The organism is Coleofasciculus sp. (genome assembly GCF_046565525.1).
Taxonomy (GTDB): Bacteria; Cyanobacteriota; Cyanobacteriia; order Cyanobacteriales; family Coleofasciculaceae; genus Coleofasciculus.
The window spans coordinates 13,439-32,295 of record NZ_JBKHUP010000069.1 but is presented as its reverse complement, the minus strand read 5'-3'; the positions used below and the strand labels follow the sequence as shown (position 1 = coordinate 32,295).

Genomic DNA, 18,857 nt, shown 5'->3' with positions numbered 1-18,857 from the left:
GAATACCAATGAACCAAGAGCAATTCCAAGATCATACTTCTACTCACCCATCTGCGCCACTATCAACTAACGCTGGGGATAATTCCCAAAAGCCGTCTAATCCTACTCATAACCAAACCTTGTCCCCAGCCAATCCATCTGAAAAACCAACCTATACGGAAAAGACGACTCGCCTACAAGCTTGGAGTCAGTTGATTAAGTCAGTGACTCCTTATATCTGGGTGGCGGTTATCCTGATTGTGATTATCCCGCTTATCGGCAGTGGTTTTATTGCCAGTTCATTATCAACCGATTCTGGGAGTTCACACAAGCCTACCCGTGAGATTGTCACCATTGATCGGACTGTACCGGATCAGGATCAGATCGATCGCGCGATCGCAACCGCTATCACCCATGCTCATCATACAGCAGAACAGTTCGCAAAAGACCAACTTGATGAGTGGGTTGATCAACTCATGAGTCGCGTTGATGGCAATTTCCTGGATTGGTATTTTGATTATTTTAATCAAAAGAAACTGGAGTTTAGCGCTCCCTTCGTCTGGGTATCTTCAGCCGTCTCTCACTGGATGGACACCACTAAACAGGCTCCCAATCAAGCCGTCGCCGAAAAAATGACCGAGGAATTTCAAACTGAATTCACCAAACGAGTCCTCCGACCTAAAATTGCTCAACTCGAACTGGAACATATCACCAGAGATACAGTGAATTTGTATATCGCTGACTTAGAAAACAACATTTCTAACATTCAAACTCAGTACCAGATTCCTCAAGGAGAATGGGAGCGCTATTTAGATGATATTGCGATAACTATCCAAGATACTGAAGGCAATCTTTCTAACTTATCGTTAAAGGTATTAGTTGGGGGGAGTACGTACTTATTTGCCAAAGCCATGATTCCCGTTGTTACCAAAATTGGCAGTAAAGTTGCTGTATCCTTTGCTGGGAAAGCGTCCGCTAAAATGGCAGCCAAAACTGGAGGGGCTGTGGCTGGTAAATTTGGCGCTCAGTTTCTTGATCCGATTGTTGGCGTGGGAATTATTATCTGGGATGTTTGGGATTATCAGCATACCGTGAAAGTTGAGCGTCCTGTTTTACGGGAAGCGATTCGGGATTATTTACAAGAAGTCAAGGCGTCGTTGCTAGATAATCCAGACAATGGCATTATGGCAGCGATTTATCAGTTAGAGGGAGGGATTTTGAAGTCGGTTTAACTGGGAATAGGGAACAGAGAACAGGGGGAGCTGGGGGAGCAGGAAGAACTTGGAAGGCTACAGCACAAATCCAGAAATCTTCACATCAGCGAAACCACACTGTCATAAGCACGTCACAAAGAGTATCTACATTGATAAATGTAAGCGATAGGTCATCGTGATTCCAGATAGTCAACTGATTCACCAAACAACGCCAGACCCGGTTAATACCTTATCAGCAAATAATTATCACAGAGTCAATTGGGGTGTTAGCCATGGGTAGGTAAGAGAAGATTGATCATGATTCGGGTTTTCTCTACCTGGAAACGAATCAACCGACTCTGACAAACTGTAGCTGACATCATCCAAATCAATCGTATTTCAAGAGTAAAATCATTATGGTATTCGACACGAAAACATCCAAATCTCATGATAGTGACGCTTCCCCTGTAAAAAAAGCCGTTACTTATCTATCCCTAATGTTGCTCGGCGCTGGTGTTACGTTTGGCGCCAACTCTTTCATCTCCGGTAATCCCCAAATTTCAACCAAATCTCTAGTTCCCCAATCCTCTCAGGTTTTAGGAGGAATCATTCCTCCAGCTAACCTGTCCACTCCCCAAAACAGCAACTTTATTACTAACGTTGTAGACACCGTGGGACCTGCGGTAGTGCGGATTAACGCCTCCAAAACTGTGACGTCTCGAGTTCCCGATGCATTTAATAACCCGTTTTTCCGCGAGTTCTTCGGGTCTCAATTTCCGGAACAACCGCAGCAGCGAGTAGAACGGGGAACGGGTTCGGGATTTATTATCAACACTGATGGGATGATTCTCACCAATGCTCACGTTGTTGATGGTGCGGATCAAGTGGATGTGATTCTCAAAGATGGTCGCACATTTGCTGGAAAAGTGCTAGGAAGTGACCCCGTAACCGATGTAGCAGTAATCAAAGTTGAAGCTGATAATCTCCCCATTGTCACCTTAGGGGATTCGGAGCAACTCAAACCTGGGGAATGGGCGATCGCGATCGGGAATCCGTTAGGATTAGATAATACCGTCACCACAGGTATTATCAGTGCGACAGGACGTTCCAGTTCAGAAGTTGGAGTTCCCGATAAGCGTGTCCAATTTATCCAAACTGACGCCGCAATTAATCCCGGTAACTCAGGCGGACCGCTGCTGAATGCGTCAGGTGAAGTGATTGGGATGAATACAGCAATTATTCAAGGCGCTCAAGGGTTAGGATTTTCTATTCCGATTAATACAGCGCAACGGATTGCACAACAATTAATCGCCAACGGGAAAGTGGAACATCCATTCTTAGGAATTCAGATGGTCACATTAACCCCAGAATTGAAAGAAAACATCAATAAAAATCCGAATTCTGGTCTTACCGTTGATGAAAATAAAGGGGTACTAATTGCCAGAGTCATGAGGAATTCCCCTGCGGACAAAGCTGGATTGCGAGCCGGAGATGTGATTCATAAAATTAATGGTGAGTCGATCAAAGATGCCGAAGATGTACAAAATGCGGTGGAAACGACGTTAATAGGTAGCGATTTAAACCTAGAATTACGCCGCGATCGCAAAGATATTGAGGTCACCGTACAACCCGGTGCTTTGCCAACTCAGATGCAGCAGTAAGGTTGATCAACAATCGTTGTAGAGACGTTGCATGCAACGTCTCTACGGTTCCCGGTGTCGACTCCCTTCAATTCCCTGTTGCAACATTTCTTTAGTTAGGGGAGAAGATGTTAAATCCAGAGTCTTGGGGTACGTTTTCAATATGGTTTCCACCGTCGCCTTCCATAAATCAGACAGGACTTGACGCCAAGCCTGACGCTGTCGGGTATGGGATTCCTGATTGCACCATTGTGCGATCGCCTGGGATAAGTCTTCAACCTGATCCGGTACAGGTGCAACCCACTGCTGTAACTGTGCCAAGTCTTGAGTCGAAAACAAGTCACGCTGATTCGTTAAGAGTTCAATAAAAGCCGCAACTTTTTGTTTCTGAAATAACCGTTCTGTCTGTTGTACAACCTCTAGCGGTAAATCTTGCAACTGGGCAATTTGCGGCAACCTTAAGCCAAATTCTATCATGCGCGGTATCGCGGCTAACTTGGCTTTAATTTCACCTTCTTCTAAGGCTTCTTGATAAACTTTAGTTTGCTTGAGTTCACTTAAGCTGAACATCGCTTCAATCTCCTCGCGGCTTTTTTGGGGTAGTTTGTAAACAAGGATTGTCTCAATTAATTTGATTAGGTTGCGCTGGCTTGCTTCATCATCTATCTGTATTTGAGCTTGTGCGACTAATCGTCTTGCTCGTTCCGGTGCAGTGTCCTCATTCTCAATCACCAGCTTAACCATTTCAATCCCCAGCGAACCGGATGGGGTTTCTCCTAATTCATCAATATAAATGCGTGTGACTCGATTGAGGGCAAGGATTTCACCAAATTGAAACGCTTGTTCTCGTTCAATCCTACGAGTGGGATAGATCACGACAACCTGCCAAGGGTGAGGCGGTTGGTATTGCCTCAAGTAGAGAAAGAGTTCACCAAATAATCGATAGTATAACTCCTCATCGGGTTGAAACTGAACCTCTAGCAGATACAAGGGTTTTTCTGCGTCTTCTGTCGTGGGTAAGAACAAGCCGTCTAACCGGAAGGAGGGTTGTTTGATTTCACGGGAGGTGAATTCATAAATCGCGGCTTCCTCTGGGTCTGAATCGATGAGTTCAAATAAAATACCTGGGAATTCGAGAAACAGGTTATAGAAGATACTGTCGGTTTTCACGCTGAATTGCTGGACATGGATGATCTGAACATTGACCACTATGCCAGGAGCGATCGCGAAAAATTCCTATCACTGTAATCTTGACAAATTGACAGGTTTACCCACTTAGGCTACATTAACTAAACGTAACCCACCATTTTGTCAAACATAGGACGTAATCGCTATTATTATGAATGCAGGGTGGATGAGCGAAACCTAGGAAAAGGGCGGGTTTTGTTGAAAGGTGATCGGTGATATCTTTAATTGAATCCCTAAACCCGTCCCTACAGAATTTCTAAACTCAACCCTGGCAATATTTCCTCCCCTGACAATACAACAGGCATCGCCACAACTTCCACATCTGTTCCCCCTCGATAAATCTCCACTTGCCGATCCTGATGATTAATGAACCAACCCAAACGCAAACCACTTGCCAAATATTCCTGCATCTTATCCTGAAGTGGCTTTAATCGGTCGGTGCTAGAGCGCAACTCAATCACGAAGTCTGGGCAAAGCGGCGGAAACTTTTCTCGTTCCGATTGACTCAAACGTTGCCATCGTCCTAATTCCACCCAAGCGACATCTGGAGAACGATCGCCTCCACCAGGTAAACTAAAGACCGTTTGGGAACTAAAGACTACACCAAGCTGAGTCTGCTCATTCCAGACGACGACTCTAGAGATTAAGCTGGCTTCTCGGCTACCACCTTCTCCACCAATCGGTGTCATGATAATTAACTCTCCCTGGGGCGAACGTTCTAATGGTACATCAGGGTTGGCTACACACAGTTGATAAAACTGCGATCGCGTCAATGTCGTGGTAATTGGCTTTAAGTTTAATATGGTAGTCATAACATAAGGAATAGCAGAACGTTTGGTCTCAAGAGCCATATCTCCCACCATTATAAATGCTCAACATACCGCTTCAACTCCCGCGCCATGCGTTGCATTCCCCGATGCTCATCTTGCCGAATAAAAGGGACAAAAACACGAGTTAACATGCCATAAAAACGGCTTTTATGGACATATTTAGTCCGACCTAGACCAATCTCTTGTAACTCAAATACGTACTCATTGCGAAAACCGGGAATAGACGAAACCCAGCGCAGACAACTTTCGGGTTGTAAGAGTGTTACCAAGGGTTCAAATTCTGTTTCCTCATCCTTTGGTAATCGTCGTAATGATAGAGATACCGCTTGTCCTTTTTCCAAGGGATATTCTGGTTCGCGGTCAAATAGAAAGGTGTTCCAATACTTCCACTGCTGTTTGTCCAACAAAACCTGCCACACTTGTGACTTGGGAGCATTAATTTCGATTTCCGTATAGAGACTTGCCATAATAATTCGTCATTTGTCATTTGTCATTCGTTATTCGCAAAAGTTGGTGATAACTCATCCTATCTCCCTTATCTCCCCCATCTCCCTCATCTCCCCTGCACCTGTTCACCAATAGCTTCCCCTAGGACTGGGAATTGGGTCTACAATTGAAAGCTTGAAACCCGACATCAATCCAGCATGGCAGACCTGACACCGAATTCCAGTTTCAGTTTAACGATTCGTCTCCAACTTCCCAACCGTTCTGGGATGCTAGCCACCGTTACTCAGGCGATCGCACAAGTGGGAGGTAACTTGGGACAGATTAACCTGATTAACCAAACCTACAAAGTTTCGACTCGTGAACTCACCATCGATGCGACGAGTACCGAACACGCCGAACAGATTGTGCAAGCGGTTAAAGCACTTGCCCATATCAAGGTGATCGATGTCTACGATCGCACGTTCAATCTGCATCGAGGGGGCAAAATCAGCATCGACAGCAAACTATCCCTGAAAACCCAAGCCGATTTAGCGATGGCGTATACCCCAGGGGTGGGTCGAATTTGCACTGCGATCGCAGATGACCCACAAAAAGTTTACTCCCTCACGATAAAAAGTAATACGGTAGCGATTATTACAGATGGTAGCGCCGTATTAGGGTTAGGCAACTTAGGGCCAGAAGCGGCATTACCCGTCATGGAAGGGAAAGCCATGCTGTTTAAAGAATTTGCCGGAATTGACGCCTTTCCCATCTGTCTGGCAAACCAAGACACCGATAGGATTATCGAAACCGTTAAAAACATTGCTCCCGTTTTTGGCGGGATTAACCTAGAAGATATCAGCGCCCCCCGTTGCTTTGAAATTGAAGCCAAACTGCGGCAAGTCTTAGATATTCCCGTTTTCCACGATGATCAGCATGGGACAGCAATTGTCAGCCTCGCGGCGTTAATTAATTCCCTCAAACTGGTCAAGAAATCTCTGGAAGACGTGCGAATCGTGATTAATGGTGCTGGGGCGGCGGGAATTGCGATCGCGCGGCTATTGCGTCAAGCTGGGGCGAAGATGATTTGGATGTGTGATTCTAAAGGCATTCTTTCAACTAAACGCACCGATTTAACCTCCCAAAAGCAGGAATTTGCAGTTGAATCCAGTGGTACTTTAGCCGGTGCGATGGTGGGGGCTGATGTGTTTCTCGGCGTCAGTGTCCCCGGTGTCCTCACCCCAGAAATGGTACATTCGATGGCATCAGATCCCATTGTTATGGCAATGGCGAATCCGATACCAGAAATTCAGCCGGAATTGATATTAGATGATGTCGCCGTTATGGCAACGGGACGCAGTGACTATCCCAATCAAATTAATAATGTTCTGGCTTTCCCCGGTGTTTTTCGCGGCGCCCTCGACTGTCGCGCCTCAGTGATTACTAATACGATGTATCTAGAAGCAGCAAAGGCGATCGCGTCTTTGATGTCTACCACGGATTTAGACCCAGAACATATTATCCCATCGGTTTTTGATGAGCGCGTCGTGACAGCCGTTTCGGCGGCGGTACAACAAGCCGCACGGAATGAAGGGGTAGCAAAGCGGTAATGCGCTAATCTCTGCCCCTCCCTCGCTCCCAGGCTCTGCCTGGGAACGAGGGAACGAGGCTCTGCCTCCCGTATAGCGGCAAGGAAACTATTGGATCGCTTATGTTCCTTTTAAATAATTTCCGCTTAATTAAACATCAAGTATTTTTCAATATAACCCATCTCTTATTAGGAGTGCTGGTTACTCAACTATCAGGATGTCAGATTCTATCAACCGTTAACAGAGGTTTCCACAATTCTCGACTCAGTGAACACACTGTTCCTGTGCAACTTGTTTTTCCTTTCGAGTTAGAGTCAGCCAATAATTTTTCCCAAGGGTTAGCTGCGGTTAAGTTTGACGGGGTGTGGGGTTATATTAATCAAACCGGAAATTGGGTTATTCAGCCTCAATTTGAATTAGCTGACTCGTTTACTGAAGGGCTAGCCCCGGTAAAACTCGAGGGGAAGTGGGGTTATATCGATAAAACAGGGAATTGGGTGATTCCAGCTAAATTCGATGGTGCTAAATCGTTTTCGGAAGGATTAGCCCCCGTCAAACAAGGCGATGATTGGGGTTATATCGATAAAACGGGAAAAGTGGTTATTCAAGCTCAATTTTACGATGCTGATTCGTTTTCCGAAGGATTGGCAATCGTGGAAAATGATAATCTGTATAGTTATATTGATAATACCGGAAACTGGATCGCTTCCCCTCAATTTCAGGAAGCCAAACCTTTTTCAGAGGGGTTGGCTACGGTAAAACTTAATAACCAGTATGGCTATATTGACAAAACTGGTAACTGGGTGATTCCACCTCGATTTAAAGATGCGAGTTCTTTTTCGGAAGGCTTAGCATCTGTAACCAATCAAGTGATGAAATCGGGCTATATTAATCATCAAGGTGAGCTGGTGATTATGCCTTATTTTGATTGGGCGGGTGATTTTGTCCAAGGTGTCGCCGGAATCTCGATAGACGATAAAGTTGGCTATATCGATAAGCAGGGAAATACGATAATTGCTCCCCAGTTTGATAATACCTATAATTTTTCTGAAGAATTAATAGCGATAAAAATAGGCGAGAAGTGGGGCTATATTAATAAAATGGGTAATTTAGTAATCAAGCCTCAATTCGATAGTGTATGGTCATTTCATCAGGGGGTAGCTAGAGTGAGAATTGATAACAGGTATGCCTTCATCAGCCATCCTCTAAACCAATAAATACTAGGACAAAATTAGCAAGAGGAGGCGATTGAAATCGCTGCTACACAAACAAAGTCCGCCTGCGCGGACTAGATTATAAAGGGGGTGGCTAACCCGGATTTGGTATTATTCAGCAGGGACTTCTTCTTCCTCGGATTCATTCGGCGTACTTTCTGGTTTTGTTTTCTCACTGGGAGAAGCGTTATCTTCCTCTATTGGTTGCTTTTTGTCTTCGGAAGACGAAGCGTTTTCAGGAGATGGAGATGCAGACGGTTTTTTGTTCTCAGATGTCGGTGTTTTTTCAGGAGTTGATTCTTCTATTTCGGTATCGGAGTTCTCAGGGGTGGGTTTGGCTTGGCTCTCAGACGATTCTTTTTCCTCTACAGGGGATTCTGCTTCAGGCGCTGATTCATCGTTTTCCATATCGGATGGAGCAGTTTCTTCAGGTGTATCCTCTTTACTTTGCTCCCATTCTGATAAGGGACGATTGACAGCATATTCAAAGTCCCTTGGGACTAAAAAGACATTAGAACGCTGGGATTTGTCTGAGAAAGAATCAACTTGAGCATAGAGGAAACTGTTATTAAAATCTGGCTTACCTAAAAGAATTTCATGAGTTTCATCATTTTTGAGTCGCACCGTTACCATGGCTTGGGGTTTGTCTAAGCCATATTCCTTCAGGGTTTCCGGGGAGACATTGGGAATCGTGCGATCGCTCTTTCCTTCAACCAGCAAATTCAATAGGAATGAAACCGATGGATCACTAGCGGGTACATCCTTCGGTTCCGTCATTCGCCAGCCCGGTTCAGGTTCACTCACCCGCTCAAATTTTAAGCTGTCTTCATCGATATAAATGCTTACCCGTTGAATCTCATCTTCTTCAAAACCAAACAGTTGCTTTTCGGCTTCCTTCGCGGCTTCCCGTTGGGGAGTTCCCACGATTTCATAAAAATAGACAAACCCTCCCAGTAAAAGGGCGACGATTAATAAAACCCAAGTAGTCTTCTGTAGCTTCATTTGTCATTTGTCATTTGTCATTTGTCATTTGTCATCCGTCATACTCAAGAGAGCCAGAAGCAAATTACGTCATTCGTCATTTTTCATTACTCCTCTGCGTTCCTTTGCGTCACCTCTGCGTCCCTCTGCGTTTAAAAAAATATAATGTCGATGGGAACAAATTTGATATTACTCGGTCGGGGTGGGTTCAGTCACATCTGGGTAAAAAATAGACGATAATCGTAAAACCCGCCCCTACAGACGCACCTTTACCGCCGCAACCACCACAGCGCACCTGCGGTCAAAAAGCCAAAAGCTGGAACAATTAAAAGTGCTAACCACCCCAATATTCCGGATTGAACGGGTGTTAAGTTAATCCGACGGTCTTCTGGTTCTTTAGGACTAATCGAAAGTGCTTGTTCATCTCGCTGGCTTAACCAACTTACGGAATTGACAAAAACATCAGGATTGAGTTGCTGATCAAACCAACTATCTGTGGCAAAGTTTGAATTACCATACACAATTAATCGTGATTCAGCCTTGTCTTGTTCAACCTGAGACTTATCTGTCTGGATTGGTGAAGGTGAGGCTTCTGGAGATTCCTCTGGTGAAGGAGTTGGAGAGACTTCTGGAGTTTCTGTGGCTTCCGGTTCATCAGTGTCAGGAGACGCTTCTGGAGTCTCTGTTGCTTCCGGTTCATCAGTGTCAGGAGACGCTTCTGGAGTCTCTGTTGCTTCCGGTTCATCGGTGTCAGGAGACGCTTCTGGAGTCTCTGTTACTTCCGGTTCTGATCTCGGTGAAGGGGTAGACGATTCGGCTTGACGACTTAATGCTACACCTAATACTAAAGGACCGGGGCGATCGCCTTCTTGTTCGTTAAACTCCAAAGGTTGTTGTTCTGGAGTGTTTTCCGCCCAACTTTGGGGGTTTGTCAGGACTAGAGGGGTTTCCTTAATCCCTTCTACAGGTTGCGTATCCACGGGTTGCGCTAAGGGATAAATCGAAAATCCGCTACCAAAATCTTGGGTAATTGGATGATCTCCATATTGAGTCACCAAAGGTGTAGCCGGACCCAAACCGACTAACCGTCCTTGACCCGACGCATCAATTACAATCTGATTGGTTAACGTCACCCCCCAATCTGAGAGTAAAGACTCTAATCCGGGATTGGTATCGGGGTCTATCATAACCAATAAACTTCCCCCGTCAGCCAGATATGCTTCTAATGCTTGTACTTCCGGTTCAAACAGCGCTCGTTTGGGTCCAGCGATGACGATTAAAGAAGCATCGTCAGGAACGGCTGGCTGTTCAGCGAGATTGAGGGGTTCTACGGTAAAGTTTTTCGTCTCTAACGCACTTACGGCTTGAGATAATCCCCCCTCCTCTGAGGTGTCTAAGGGGCGTTCACCATGACCTTGGAGGAAATAGACCTTATCCAACTCCGCGCGGTTGCGGGTGATGCGTTCAATTGCATTGGTTAGATTGATTTCCGATAACCGTTCTCCTTGGCTGATGGTTTGGACTAACTCGCGTTGATTCCCATATTCTAAATAAACTTCACCAATATAATTCACATTAAACTTTTGGGCTAATTCAGGTTGTAGCTGGGGGTCAACAAACTCAAATTCCAAGTTTGATCCATAGCGACGGTAGTTTTCTAGAAGTTCTTGATCGGCGGGATTTGCGGGGCTTTCAAATATCCAAACTTTCACCGCTTGATCTAAATTTCTTACCACCTGCTGTGATTGAGGTGAAAGGGTAAACAGTTGATTTTCGGTTAAATCAATCTGTACCGCATAACGCACGCCTAAAAAATTAATTAGCCCGATGATTACAAACATAGCCACTGTCGCGATCACCGCATTTGTCCCCACCTGGGTGGAACGGCGTCCCCAAAAGCCGGGGGCTAACTGATCGAGAAGTAGCACCCACAAGCCAATAATCACCAGTCCAGCAATTAGCAGCGCCAACGATACTGCAGACCACTCACCAGCAACTTCTTGGGCGGTAATTCCCATAATTGTCAGGATGGGACCAAACCAAAATAGATATTTTAAATACGTCCACTTAATCGGCTTAGTTGTCATAGTTTAATCAAATAGATAAGAGATTTTTTTGACAATTTAATTGGGGGGCTGGGCGAAGCATTCGTGGATAAGGTTTATCCTCTCAGAACTAATATTTTGGCACGAATGCTTCGCCCCTACATGCCCCTACATGCCCCTACATGCCCCTACATGCCCCCTACATGCCCCTACATGCCCCTACATGCCCCTACATGCCCCCTACATGCCCCCTACATAATTTATGACGAATGACAAATGACGAAGGAATTAAGACCGTTGGAAGCGGAAGGCTTCAATAGACTGAGCCGTGAGAAATATGCCGAGAAAGATATAGCTGGCAAATAAAATAAGACTACTGGTATCGAGAACACCCCGAACTAGATTGGTATAATTTTTCATTAACGATAAATAACCTAATGCGTCTCCGAAAGCACCACCGATAGTATTGGCAATTAAATCAATTATCCAGAGAAATAATACCAAAACAAACGTGAGAAAAGCTGCCAAAATTGAACTATCGGTTAAGGATGAAATGAACATTCCCAGGGAAAGTACTGATGCGGCGAGTAAAATTAATCCAGCATGGGCTAATAACGGAACCCAGGGTTGAATGGGTGGATTAGCTGCATTCAAGGCGATTACTTCATACAGGAGTAACGGTAGCACCATAATTGTAAAAAAGGTTAGTACACCGAGTAGTTTTCCCACAGCTACTGCCCAATTCGTCACGGGCGAAGTTGCCAAAAGTTCTAAAGTACCCCGTTTCCGTTCTTCCGCATAGAGTCCCATCGATAGAATGGGTAAAACGAATAAACTCAAAGAACCCATGACGCTCAAAAACCAGTTTATAAACTCATAAGCCACATCTCGTGGTGGTGTAGGCATTCCCAGTTGATCTAGTTGCGCGACTTGCTGAATAATCCCCTCCGGACTTAACAGAATCAATACAAAAAATAACCCCGACAACAGCCAGAAAAACCCAGCCACCACGTAAGCTAAGGGCGATGCAAAATAGCCCTGCAATTCCTTGCGAAAAATTGCCACGATATTGCCAAATATTATACGCATTAGGTGTTTTCTCCAGATTGGGAAACGTCTGATTCAGTGACTTTTGATTCAGGCGCTTGGGATTGAGGAACTTTTACTTCAGTAACTTTTGCTTCAGGGGTTTGGAATTCAGTAACTTTTACTTCAGGGGTTTGGGATTCAGGGACTTGGGATTCAGGGACTTGGGATGGGGAATCAGAGATAGGAGATTCAGTTAAATTGTTCCCTATCTCTATTTCCCGGTTCTCAACCCTCCGTTCCTGGGTAGTCAGTTCTAAAAAGACATCTTCCAGGGTAGCGCGAGTGCGGCGCATTTCACGCAATCCGATCCCAGCGCCCACAGTTACAGCCGCAATATCCCGTCCCGGATCAGTACCGGGTGTCGTCACAATCCGAATTAAGGTGCGATTAGCGGGTAAAGGTTGAGTGGGGACAATTTCCACTAAACAGACTCCGGGTAAAACTTGTAAAAGCTTTTGCAGTTGAGTCGCATCCCCATCCACTTCTAACTCATAGCCAGCTCCTCCAGTTAATTGCGCCATCAAGTTTTCTGGGCTATTGGTGGCGACAATTTTACCTCGGTTGATAATCGCGACGCGACTACAGGTCATACTCACCTCTGGCAGAATATGAGTAGAAAGGATAATCGTATGTTCACCTGCAAGGCTTTTGATCAAGTTGCGGACATCAATAATTTGCCGAGGATCGAGTCCGACGGTGGGTTCATCTAAAATAATCGCCGGCGGATCATGAACGATCGCCTGAGCAATTCCAACTCGTTGACGAAATCCTTTGGAGAGTTTCCGGATCAGGACTTTGCTCTTCTCAACTAGGTTACAGCGTTCGATCGCCATCTTCACCCGCTTCGTGCGATCGCCTGCGGATACGCCCTTGAGACGAGCAACAAAGTACAAAAATCCCTCAACCGTCATTTCGGGGTAGAGGGGAGGCGTTTCCGGTAAATAGCCGATGCGTTGACGCACAGCTAGAGAATTTTCATGGACATCATACCCAGCAATTCGGGCAGTACCACTGGTGGCGGGTAAATACCCTGCTAAAATCCGCATAGTGGTAGTTTTGCCAGCACCATTGGGTCCGAGAAACCCCAGGATTTCCCCCGGTTCTACCTTAAAGCTGACATCCTGAATGGCTGGAGTGACGCCATAGATTTTGCTCAGACGATCCACTTCGATCATAGAGATTACACTTGAAAGAATTGATATTTTTTTAGACTAACGTTTATCAATATAGAGTTGCACTCATCTGCTGTTGTGTCTGCTAACCTTCAGAGTCAGTCTGTTGTAGCTGACATTCATCTAAGGTTAAGTTTTTCGCATTGAGCGTTGTCATCGGTTTAGGTAGCTCCGAAATAAGTTGGGATAATTACCTATTGGTATTTTACAAGAGGACGCGATCGCGCCCTCTTATTGTCAACACCTAGCTATCGCCTACAGCCGTTGAGGTATCCTGGGGAGGCAGATAATAACTGGCAATAATCGCCACCATCAACCACCATAATGTACTTACTTGGGGACGATACCAAACCGTGTCTACTAACCCATGAGACAGCATTCCCGCCATGGTTGCGATCGCGGCGATTAACCAAAAGCCTTGAGGATTCTGTAGGGTGCGGAGTCGGTTGATGTGTTGTATCCCGCGATTTACCGTAACCACTAGCAGCCAGAGAAAGCAAGATAAGCCAATTAAACCCGTTTCAACTGCCACTTCCAAAAAGATAGAATAGGCACTCAACGCGGTATATTTAGGACGTTGGAACAGGGGATAGATCTTATTAAATGCATCATTTCCCGGACCAATACCAATAATTGGGCGATCGCGAATCATATCAATCACCGCCGCCCATACATTCATCCGGAAGTTATTACTACTATCTTCCCGCCCTGCAAAAATACTCGCCACCCGAACTCGCACCGGTTCAACAAATAGCACCGCCAGAATAATTACCGCCGCACAACTTCCCAACATCACAGGCATTGCCCAAGGACGCCATTGTTCTGGTAACTGGATACTATACCAATACACGACAAGGACGGAAAACACAAACAGACAAGCAACAAAACCAATCCAGCCGCCGCGACTAAAGGTGAGAACCAGACAAGCCGAATTCACCACAAACATGGTGACAGCTAACGCTTTCGGTAGCCATCTCGTCCAAGCAAACACCGCCGCTAAACTCAACGCCACAGCCGGAATCAGATAACCCGCTAATAGATTCGGATTCCCCAAATAGCTATAAACCCGCGTCAAACCCGCAGAATCCGAAGTGGGATCAGTCCAAGTTGCCAACGCTTCTGCGCCAAAAAACCACTGTCGCATCCCGTAAACACTGACAATTAAGGAGATATGCAGGAAAACGCCGATTACCCAAGAACGCAGACGGTTTGACCGCAGTACCCGTGCCACTAGGGCAAAGAGTAATAAGTATAGCGTCAGTTTCACCAATCCCTGACGGGCGGCAACTTTCACCGGGGACATCGCTGTAGCAACGGTGGCAATAGACCAATACAGTAACACCAACAGATGAATCGGTGTCACCAGGGGGCGTTCTCTCTCATCCGAGAGTGTCAGCAGTAGCCAAAATCCTGCACAAGCAATTAACAACACCCCAATGAGTGCAGTAGAGACAAAGGGCGCAACTGCAAAAACAATCGCCACTAACAAGGCGCCCAAGGGTTGAGCCCACTGAAGCAGCCAACTCCCCCGCCGCCAAGCTTGCAGCAATCCCACGACGCGATATAAATAGCTAGCGCCGCGCCACTGATAGAAACGTAAGTTTGATAGAGTAAGCTGTTGCCACACTGAATTCATAGATTGGTGATTAGTTGATTGTTTCCGGTTTAGCACGCGATCGCACCTAAAAGCGATGGCACTGAAAAGCGTGCATTTGGGAATCGCCGAAACCCTTGATATACCGTAGGGTGGGCATTGCCCACCAGCCTGGCAGGAGCCTGCCATTCCACCAAGCGAGCGATGCGTAGTTAAAACCCTGACTAATACATTATCCAATCAGCTTACTCCAGATGAAGTTAATCGACTTCAGGATAAGTTTTGGCAAGAGACTGACGTGCGCCCTAACTCCCTGTATCTCATCTTATGAGAACGCTATATTTGTCTCAGTAAGCTTTTTTCTGAGACTCGTCCACAAGTGTTGGAGTCTCGCCGAGGATTTTTTAGGGCTCGCATCCCTTACTACGAACCCAACTCAAGGGACTTAGTGATATGATACAGCAATTAAAAACTGACCCAGCCACCGATATCATCTACCCCGACAGCGATGGTCAACCCATGGCAGACAACACCAAACAATTTCGCTGGATTGTTACAGTTAAGGAAAATATAGAAATATTATTTGCTGCTAATGCTGACGTATTCGTAGCTGGCGATTTACTTTGGTATCCGGTTCAGGGAAAACCCAAAATCTGCTACGCCCCTGATGTGATGGTTGTCTTCGGTAGACCCAAAGGTGACAGAGGTTCCTATCAGCAATGGCGAGAAGATAATATTGCCCCCCAGGTTGTCTTTGAGATTCTATCCCCAGGAAATCGTGCCAAAAAGATGGCAGAGAAACTCTTATTTTATCAACGCTATGGTGTTGAAGAATATTACATTTATGATCCAGATGACATCGAATTAACGGGTTTATTGCGGTCTGGAGATTGGTTAGAACCTATTGAAGATATAAATGGATGGGTAAGTTCACGATTAGGAATACGCTTTGAACTTACACCCGATACCCTGGTCATTTATCGCCCCGATGGACAACGATTTCTCACCCCAGTTGAACTCGATCATCTCAGAGAACAGGAACGCCAACGGGCAGAAGAAGAACGCCAACGCGCTGAGGAAGCAATGGCTCAACTGGAACAAGAACAACAGCGCTATCAAGCATTGATAGAGAAACTACGAGCTAGAGGAATTGACCCAGAACAATTGTAAGTTGAGTAGGGTGGGCAATGCCCACCTATCATATAGAGTGTTGAAAACTCGCCCACAATTTTTTAGGGCTCGCATCCCTGACTACGAACCCAACCGGGTAAAGCTACAATGGTGCAGTAGAAATTACCGATATAGTTTTTAACCCACTCGTTCCAATAGCAGCGCCTGAGTATCTCGTAACTCAAACGATCGCAAATCACTCACCTCTAATCCTGGAGACGCGATCGCAACCCGCCATTCCTCCAAATCCAGTTGTAGCCAGTCTCCCAGCGTCACAGTAATTGGATCACCGCCCATGTGAGACACCATCGCTAACTGATCAGGCTTTTCACTCGCCCCCTCTTCTAGAGGTTGACTCCGTAAGCCATAGAAAATGGTATAGTTATCCTCACTAATCCGGTTAAACCGATCCAACGCCGATAAATTATGCCGCAGCCAAGAATGATCATGACGGAAACGCCGCAATGCTAAATTAAACGCCGCTAATTCTGAAACCAAATACTCCTCATAATTCCACACATTACAAGCTTGGTGCATATCTTCCATAAACGCCCTGGCAAAAACCTTCAGCTTACCGACATCTAAATCAGTTAACACCTGAGATTTTTCTGGTACATTCAGCTTCTGTAATTGTGCCGCCGATTTCCGTTTCGTTGCTTCCTGCTTAACTTCTTCTTTCTCCGACTCCGCCCCCAGATAACGCTGACATAAACTTGCCACTTCTTCTAAATCGTAATTCGTTTCCTCGATCGCGTCATAAAGTCCCCGCATAAATTGACGTAATTCATCAATCTTGTGGAACCCCATTTGCTTCAGCCGAGGAAAAATATCCCCTTGGTCATTATAAACAGACTTTTCCACCTGCCAATCCAAAAATCCCGCCTCTTCCGCCGCGACTTTCACCCCATACCGATCATCAGTATTACGGAAAAAGCCCCAAGCGGATTCCATGGTGCAGTTAATAAAGTCCATCGGCAAACCCGGACTAAAACCATACACCCATAGCGTCACGGCTGGATTATTATACGCCGTATTCAACACTTCCGGTAAGGTTTTCCCCAAATTCCAATTAATTGGTAATCCGGGTTCCACCTGGGTTCCTCGACGTAGAGTGTCATGGTTTCCACACCCAGTAATCCAGTTTTCGCCAACCTGCATCACATCACAAACCCGACGCCATTTCTTATCCCAAAACTTCTGCAAACCGGGCGTATTATGGGCAAAAATTAAAGGACCCCACTGAAACGCATCGGGCATAAATTCAACAATATCCCGATAGGTAGAAATTTCTTCCCACCCTTGTGCGGGCCACGGGCGTCCATCTTCAAAAATGGCAAAGAGTCGCCGTTGGTGTGATCCAATTTCTTGCACGACTTCCCCCATATCTTTCAGGTAGGCGTCATCATATTCTACCCGCCCTGATAGAGGATTAAAAAACTTAAAATCCTGTGCGCCATCCACGCGAATTCCATCAACCCCAAAATTATTTTTCCGCCGCTGCATTTCCAACAAAATTGCCCGCACGACTGGATTTTGATGGTTCACATCTTGACCGTACATATTCGGTCCTTTGAGAAAGCGCCCATTGAGTACGTCTATAGCTTGGTTATCCCCATGACCATAAACAATATCAAAGATGACTTGTATTGAACCCGTGGGGAAGGTGTGGAGTGTACTAATAAACTCCACTAATTCATCCGGGCGCAAGGTTTCTAGGACTGATGGATTCGTTGCCGAAGACCCAAAAATAACGATATCATAGCCCCAGTTTTGGATATCCGGTTTTTTCAGGGTGATTTTAATATCCTCGGTTTCGTAATCCACCTGTTCGGTGTCAGGATCGATTTCATCTAAGTCATCTTCATTGAAGATAAAAAACCCTTGTCCCAAATCATGTTCTATCCGATATTCCACGGTAGGTTCAATGGGCAGAATTTGCACGGCGTCATAGCCGATATAGCATTGTTCGGCTGGGGTTAAGGCTTCATTGCTGTTTAATTTTTGGGCAATCCGTTGATAGATCCGGGTTAACCCCGCCAGAGTGCCTTCTTTTGCGGCGGTGGTGATATGAATTTGTAAGATATTACGGGGGGGATGAACGCGAATCATCCCCGATTCATCGGCATCACCTTGACCAAAATAATCCAGATCACGGCGTTTTTCTTGTAGACGATTTAGGTCATAGAGTTCGGCTGGGGCGTAGACGCCATAAGGTAAGGAATAGGCTAAAACATCGCCAATGGTTTGGATTTCATTCTGGAAATCCAGGTATTTTAGCCAATAGAAGGAACCCATCTGGTCTTTGGTTCCTGGACACATTCCGGAAACGACGCCCCAGAAATATTCGCCTTGTTTTTCCAGTTGCAGGTGTTCCCGATGAACTTTTACCTTTTGGTTAGGTAAGGTGGGGTCAATTTTGTCAAGAGGAGTGAGAACTTCTAGATAAATGTTCTTGGGTTGGAACATATCTGCGGCGAGTTCGGGTGTCCAGAAGCCAATTTCTGTGAGTCCATCGGCACGATAATGGGCACCGAGACGGGTGGCTATGATTTTGGCTTTGTTGAAGATTGTTTCATCAGATTGCTGAATTTGGTCAGCCCAATCGAGGAGTTTTTGGGTTTCGTCTGCGATTAATGTGATGGGTGTTCTTTTGGTTGCGGTTTTTGTCATGTTTCTCTGGTCAGTAATCAACAAAAAAGTTTTGTCCGGTAAGCGGTGGCATAATTTTTTAACGCAGAGGGACGCAG

Annotated in this window: 14 protein-coding genes; 5 read left to right on the top strand and 9 right to left on the bottom strand. The window is 45.6% G+C overall.

The features are described from left to right. Positions 1 to 8 precede the first annotated feature (8 nt). Together ACLGGO_RS23015 and ACLGGO_RS23010 are read left to right on the top strand one after the other, a co-directional pair. Entirely contained in the window at positions 9 to 1,211 is a 1,203-nt protein-coding gene (locus ACLGGO_RS23015; protein ID WP_446421052.1) for a hypothetical protein, read from the top strand. A gap of 377 nt (positions 1,212 to 1,588) precedes the next feature. Further along, positions 1,589 to 2,833: an HhoA/HhoB/HtrA family serine endopeptidase gene (locus ACLGGO_RS23010; protein ID WP_446336734.1), complete on the top strand. Its 1,245-nt coding sequence runs from the start codon at positions 1,589 to 1,591 to the stop codon at positions 2,831 to 2,833. A 42-nt stretch (positions 2,834 to 2,875) separates the two neighbouring features. On the opposite strand, the gene ACLGGO_RS23005 is transcribed toward ACLGGO_RS23010, so the two are convergent. The 3 genes from ACLGGO_RS23005 to ACLGGO_RS22995 form a co-directional block, all read right to left on the bottom strand. Next, positions 2,876 to 4,021 (bottom strand): Rpn family recombination-promoting nuclease/putative transposase, encoded by a 1,146-nt coding sequence (locus ACLGGO_RS23005; protein ID WP_446421051.1) that lies wholly within the window; start codon positions 4,019 to 4,021, stop codon positions 2,876 to 2,878. 224 nt (positions 4,022 to 4,245) lie between these two features. Then, positions 4,246 to 4,812 carry a Uma2 family endonuclease gene (locus ACLGGO_RS23000; RefSeq protein ID WP_446421050.1) on the bottom strand — a complete coding sequence of 189 codons (567 nt, stop codon included), beginning with the start codon at positions 4,810 to 4,812 and terminating at the stop codon, positions 4,246 to 4,248. A gap of 50 nt (positions 4,813 to 4,862) precedes the next feature. After that, positions 4,863 to 5,297: an SRPBCC family protein gene (locus ACLGGO_RS22995; RefSeq protein WP_446336737.1), complete on the bottom strand. Its 435-nt coding sequence runs from the start codon at positions 5,295 to 5,297 to the stop codon at positions 4,863 to 4,865. Positions 5,298 to 5,474: 177 nt separating this feature from the next. Here ACLGGO_RS22995 and ACLGGO_RS22990 point away from each other — a divergent pair, with 177 nt between their 5' ends. Together ACLGGO_RS22990 and ACLGGO_RS22985 are read left to right on the top strand one after the other, a co-directional pair. Beyond that, the gene (locus ACLGGO_RS22990) at positions 5,475 to 6,866 is read left to right on the top strand and encodes a malic enzyme-like NAD(P)-binding protein (RefSeq protein WP_446421049.1); all 1,392 of its coding nucleotides are present in this window, start codon (positions 5,475 to 5,477) and stop codon (positions 6,864 to 6,866) included. A gap of 101 nt (positions 6,867 to 6,967) precedes the next feature. Further along, positions 6,968 to 8,062: a WG repeat-containing protein gene (locus ACLGGO_RS22985; RefSeq protein WP_446421048.1), complete on the top strand. Its 1,095-nt coding sequence runs from the start codon at positions 6,968 to 6,970 to the stop codon at positions 8,060 to 8,062. A 108-nt stretch (positions 8,063 to 8,170) separates the two neighbouring features. Here ACLGGO_RS22985 and ACLGGO_RS22980 read toward each other — a convergent pair whose 3' ends face one another. From ACLGGO_RS22980 to ACLGGO_RS22960, 5 genes are all read right to left on the bottom strand, one after another. Then, a complete protein-coding gene (locus ACLGGO_RS22980; RefSeq protein WP_446421047.1) occupies positions 8,171 to 9,061 on the bottom strand; it encodes a DUF4340 domain-containing protein in 891 nt (296 codons plus the stop codon). Positions 9,062 to 9,309: 248 nt separating this feature from the next. Next, positions 9,310 to 11,127 carry a Gldg family protein gene (locus tag ACLGGO_RS22975; protein ID WP_446421046.1) on the bottom strand — a complete coding sequence of 606 codons (1,818 nt, stop codon included), beginning with the start codon at positions 11,125 to 11,127 and terminating at the stop codon, positions 9,310 to 9,312. 246 nt (positions 11,128 to 11,373) lie between these two features. Then, positions 11,374 to 12,174, bottom strand: coding sequence for an ABC transporter permease (locus ACLGGO_RS22970; protein WP_446421045.1), 801 nt, complete (start codon positions 12,172 to 12,174; stop codon positions 11,374 to 11,376). Further along, the gene (locus tag ACLGGO_RS22965; protein ID WP_446421044.1) at positions 12,174 to 13,349 is read right to left on the bottom strand and encodes an ABC transporter ATP-binding protein; all 1,176 of its coding nucleotides are present in this window, start codon (positions 13,347 to 13,349) and stop codon (positions 12,174 to 12,176) included. Before ACLGGO_RS22965 ends, ACLGGO_RS22970 begins: the two co-directional genes overlap by 1 nt. Before the next feature lie 241 nt (positions 13,350 to 13,590). After that, a complete protein-coding gene (locus tag ACLGGO_RS22960) occupies positions 13,591 to 14,982 on the bottom strand; it encodes an IctB family putative bicarbonate transporter (RefSeq protein WP_446421043.1) in 1,392 nt (463 codons plus the stop codon). A gap of 411 nt (positions 14,983 to 15,393) precedes the next feature. Here ACLGGO_RS22960 and ACLGGO_RS22955 point away from each other — a divergent pair, with 411 nt between their 5' ends. Further along, complete coding sequence (locus ACLGGO_RS22955) at positions 15,394 to 16,110, top strand: Uma2 family endonuclease (protein ID WP_446421042.1); 717 nt, start codon at positions 15,394 to 15,396, stop codon at positions 16,108 to 16,110. Positions 16,111 to 16,248: 138 nt separating this feature from the next. On the opposite strand, the gene gghA is transcribed toward ACLGGO_RS22955, so the two are convergent. Beyond that, on the bottom strand, positions 16,249 to 18,780 hold the full coding sequence (gene gghA, locus ACLGGO_RS22950) for a glucosylglycerol hydrolase (protein ID WP_446421041.1): 2,532 nt from the start codon (positions 18,778 to 18,780) through the stop codon (positions 16,249 to 16,251). Between the last annotated feature and the right edge of the window lie 77 nt (positions 18,781 to 18,857).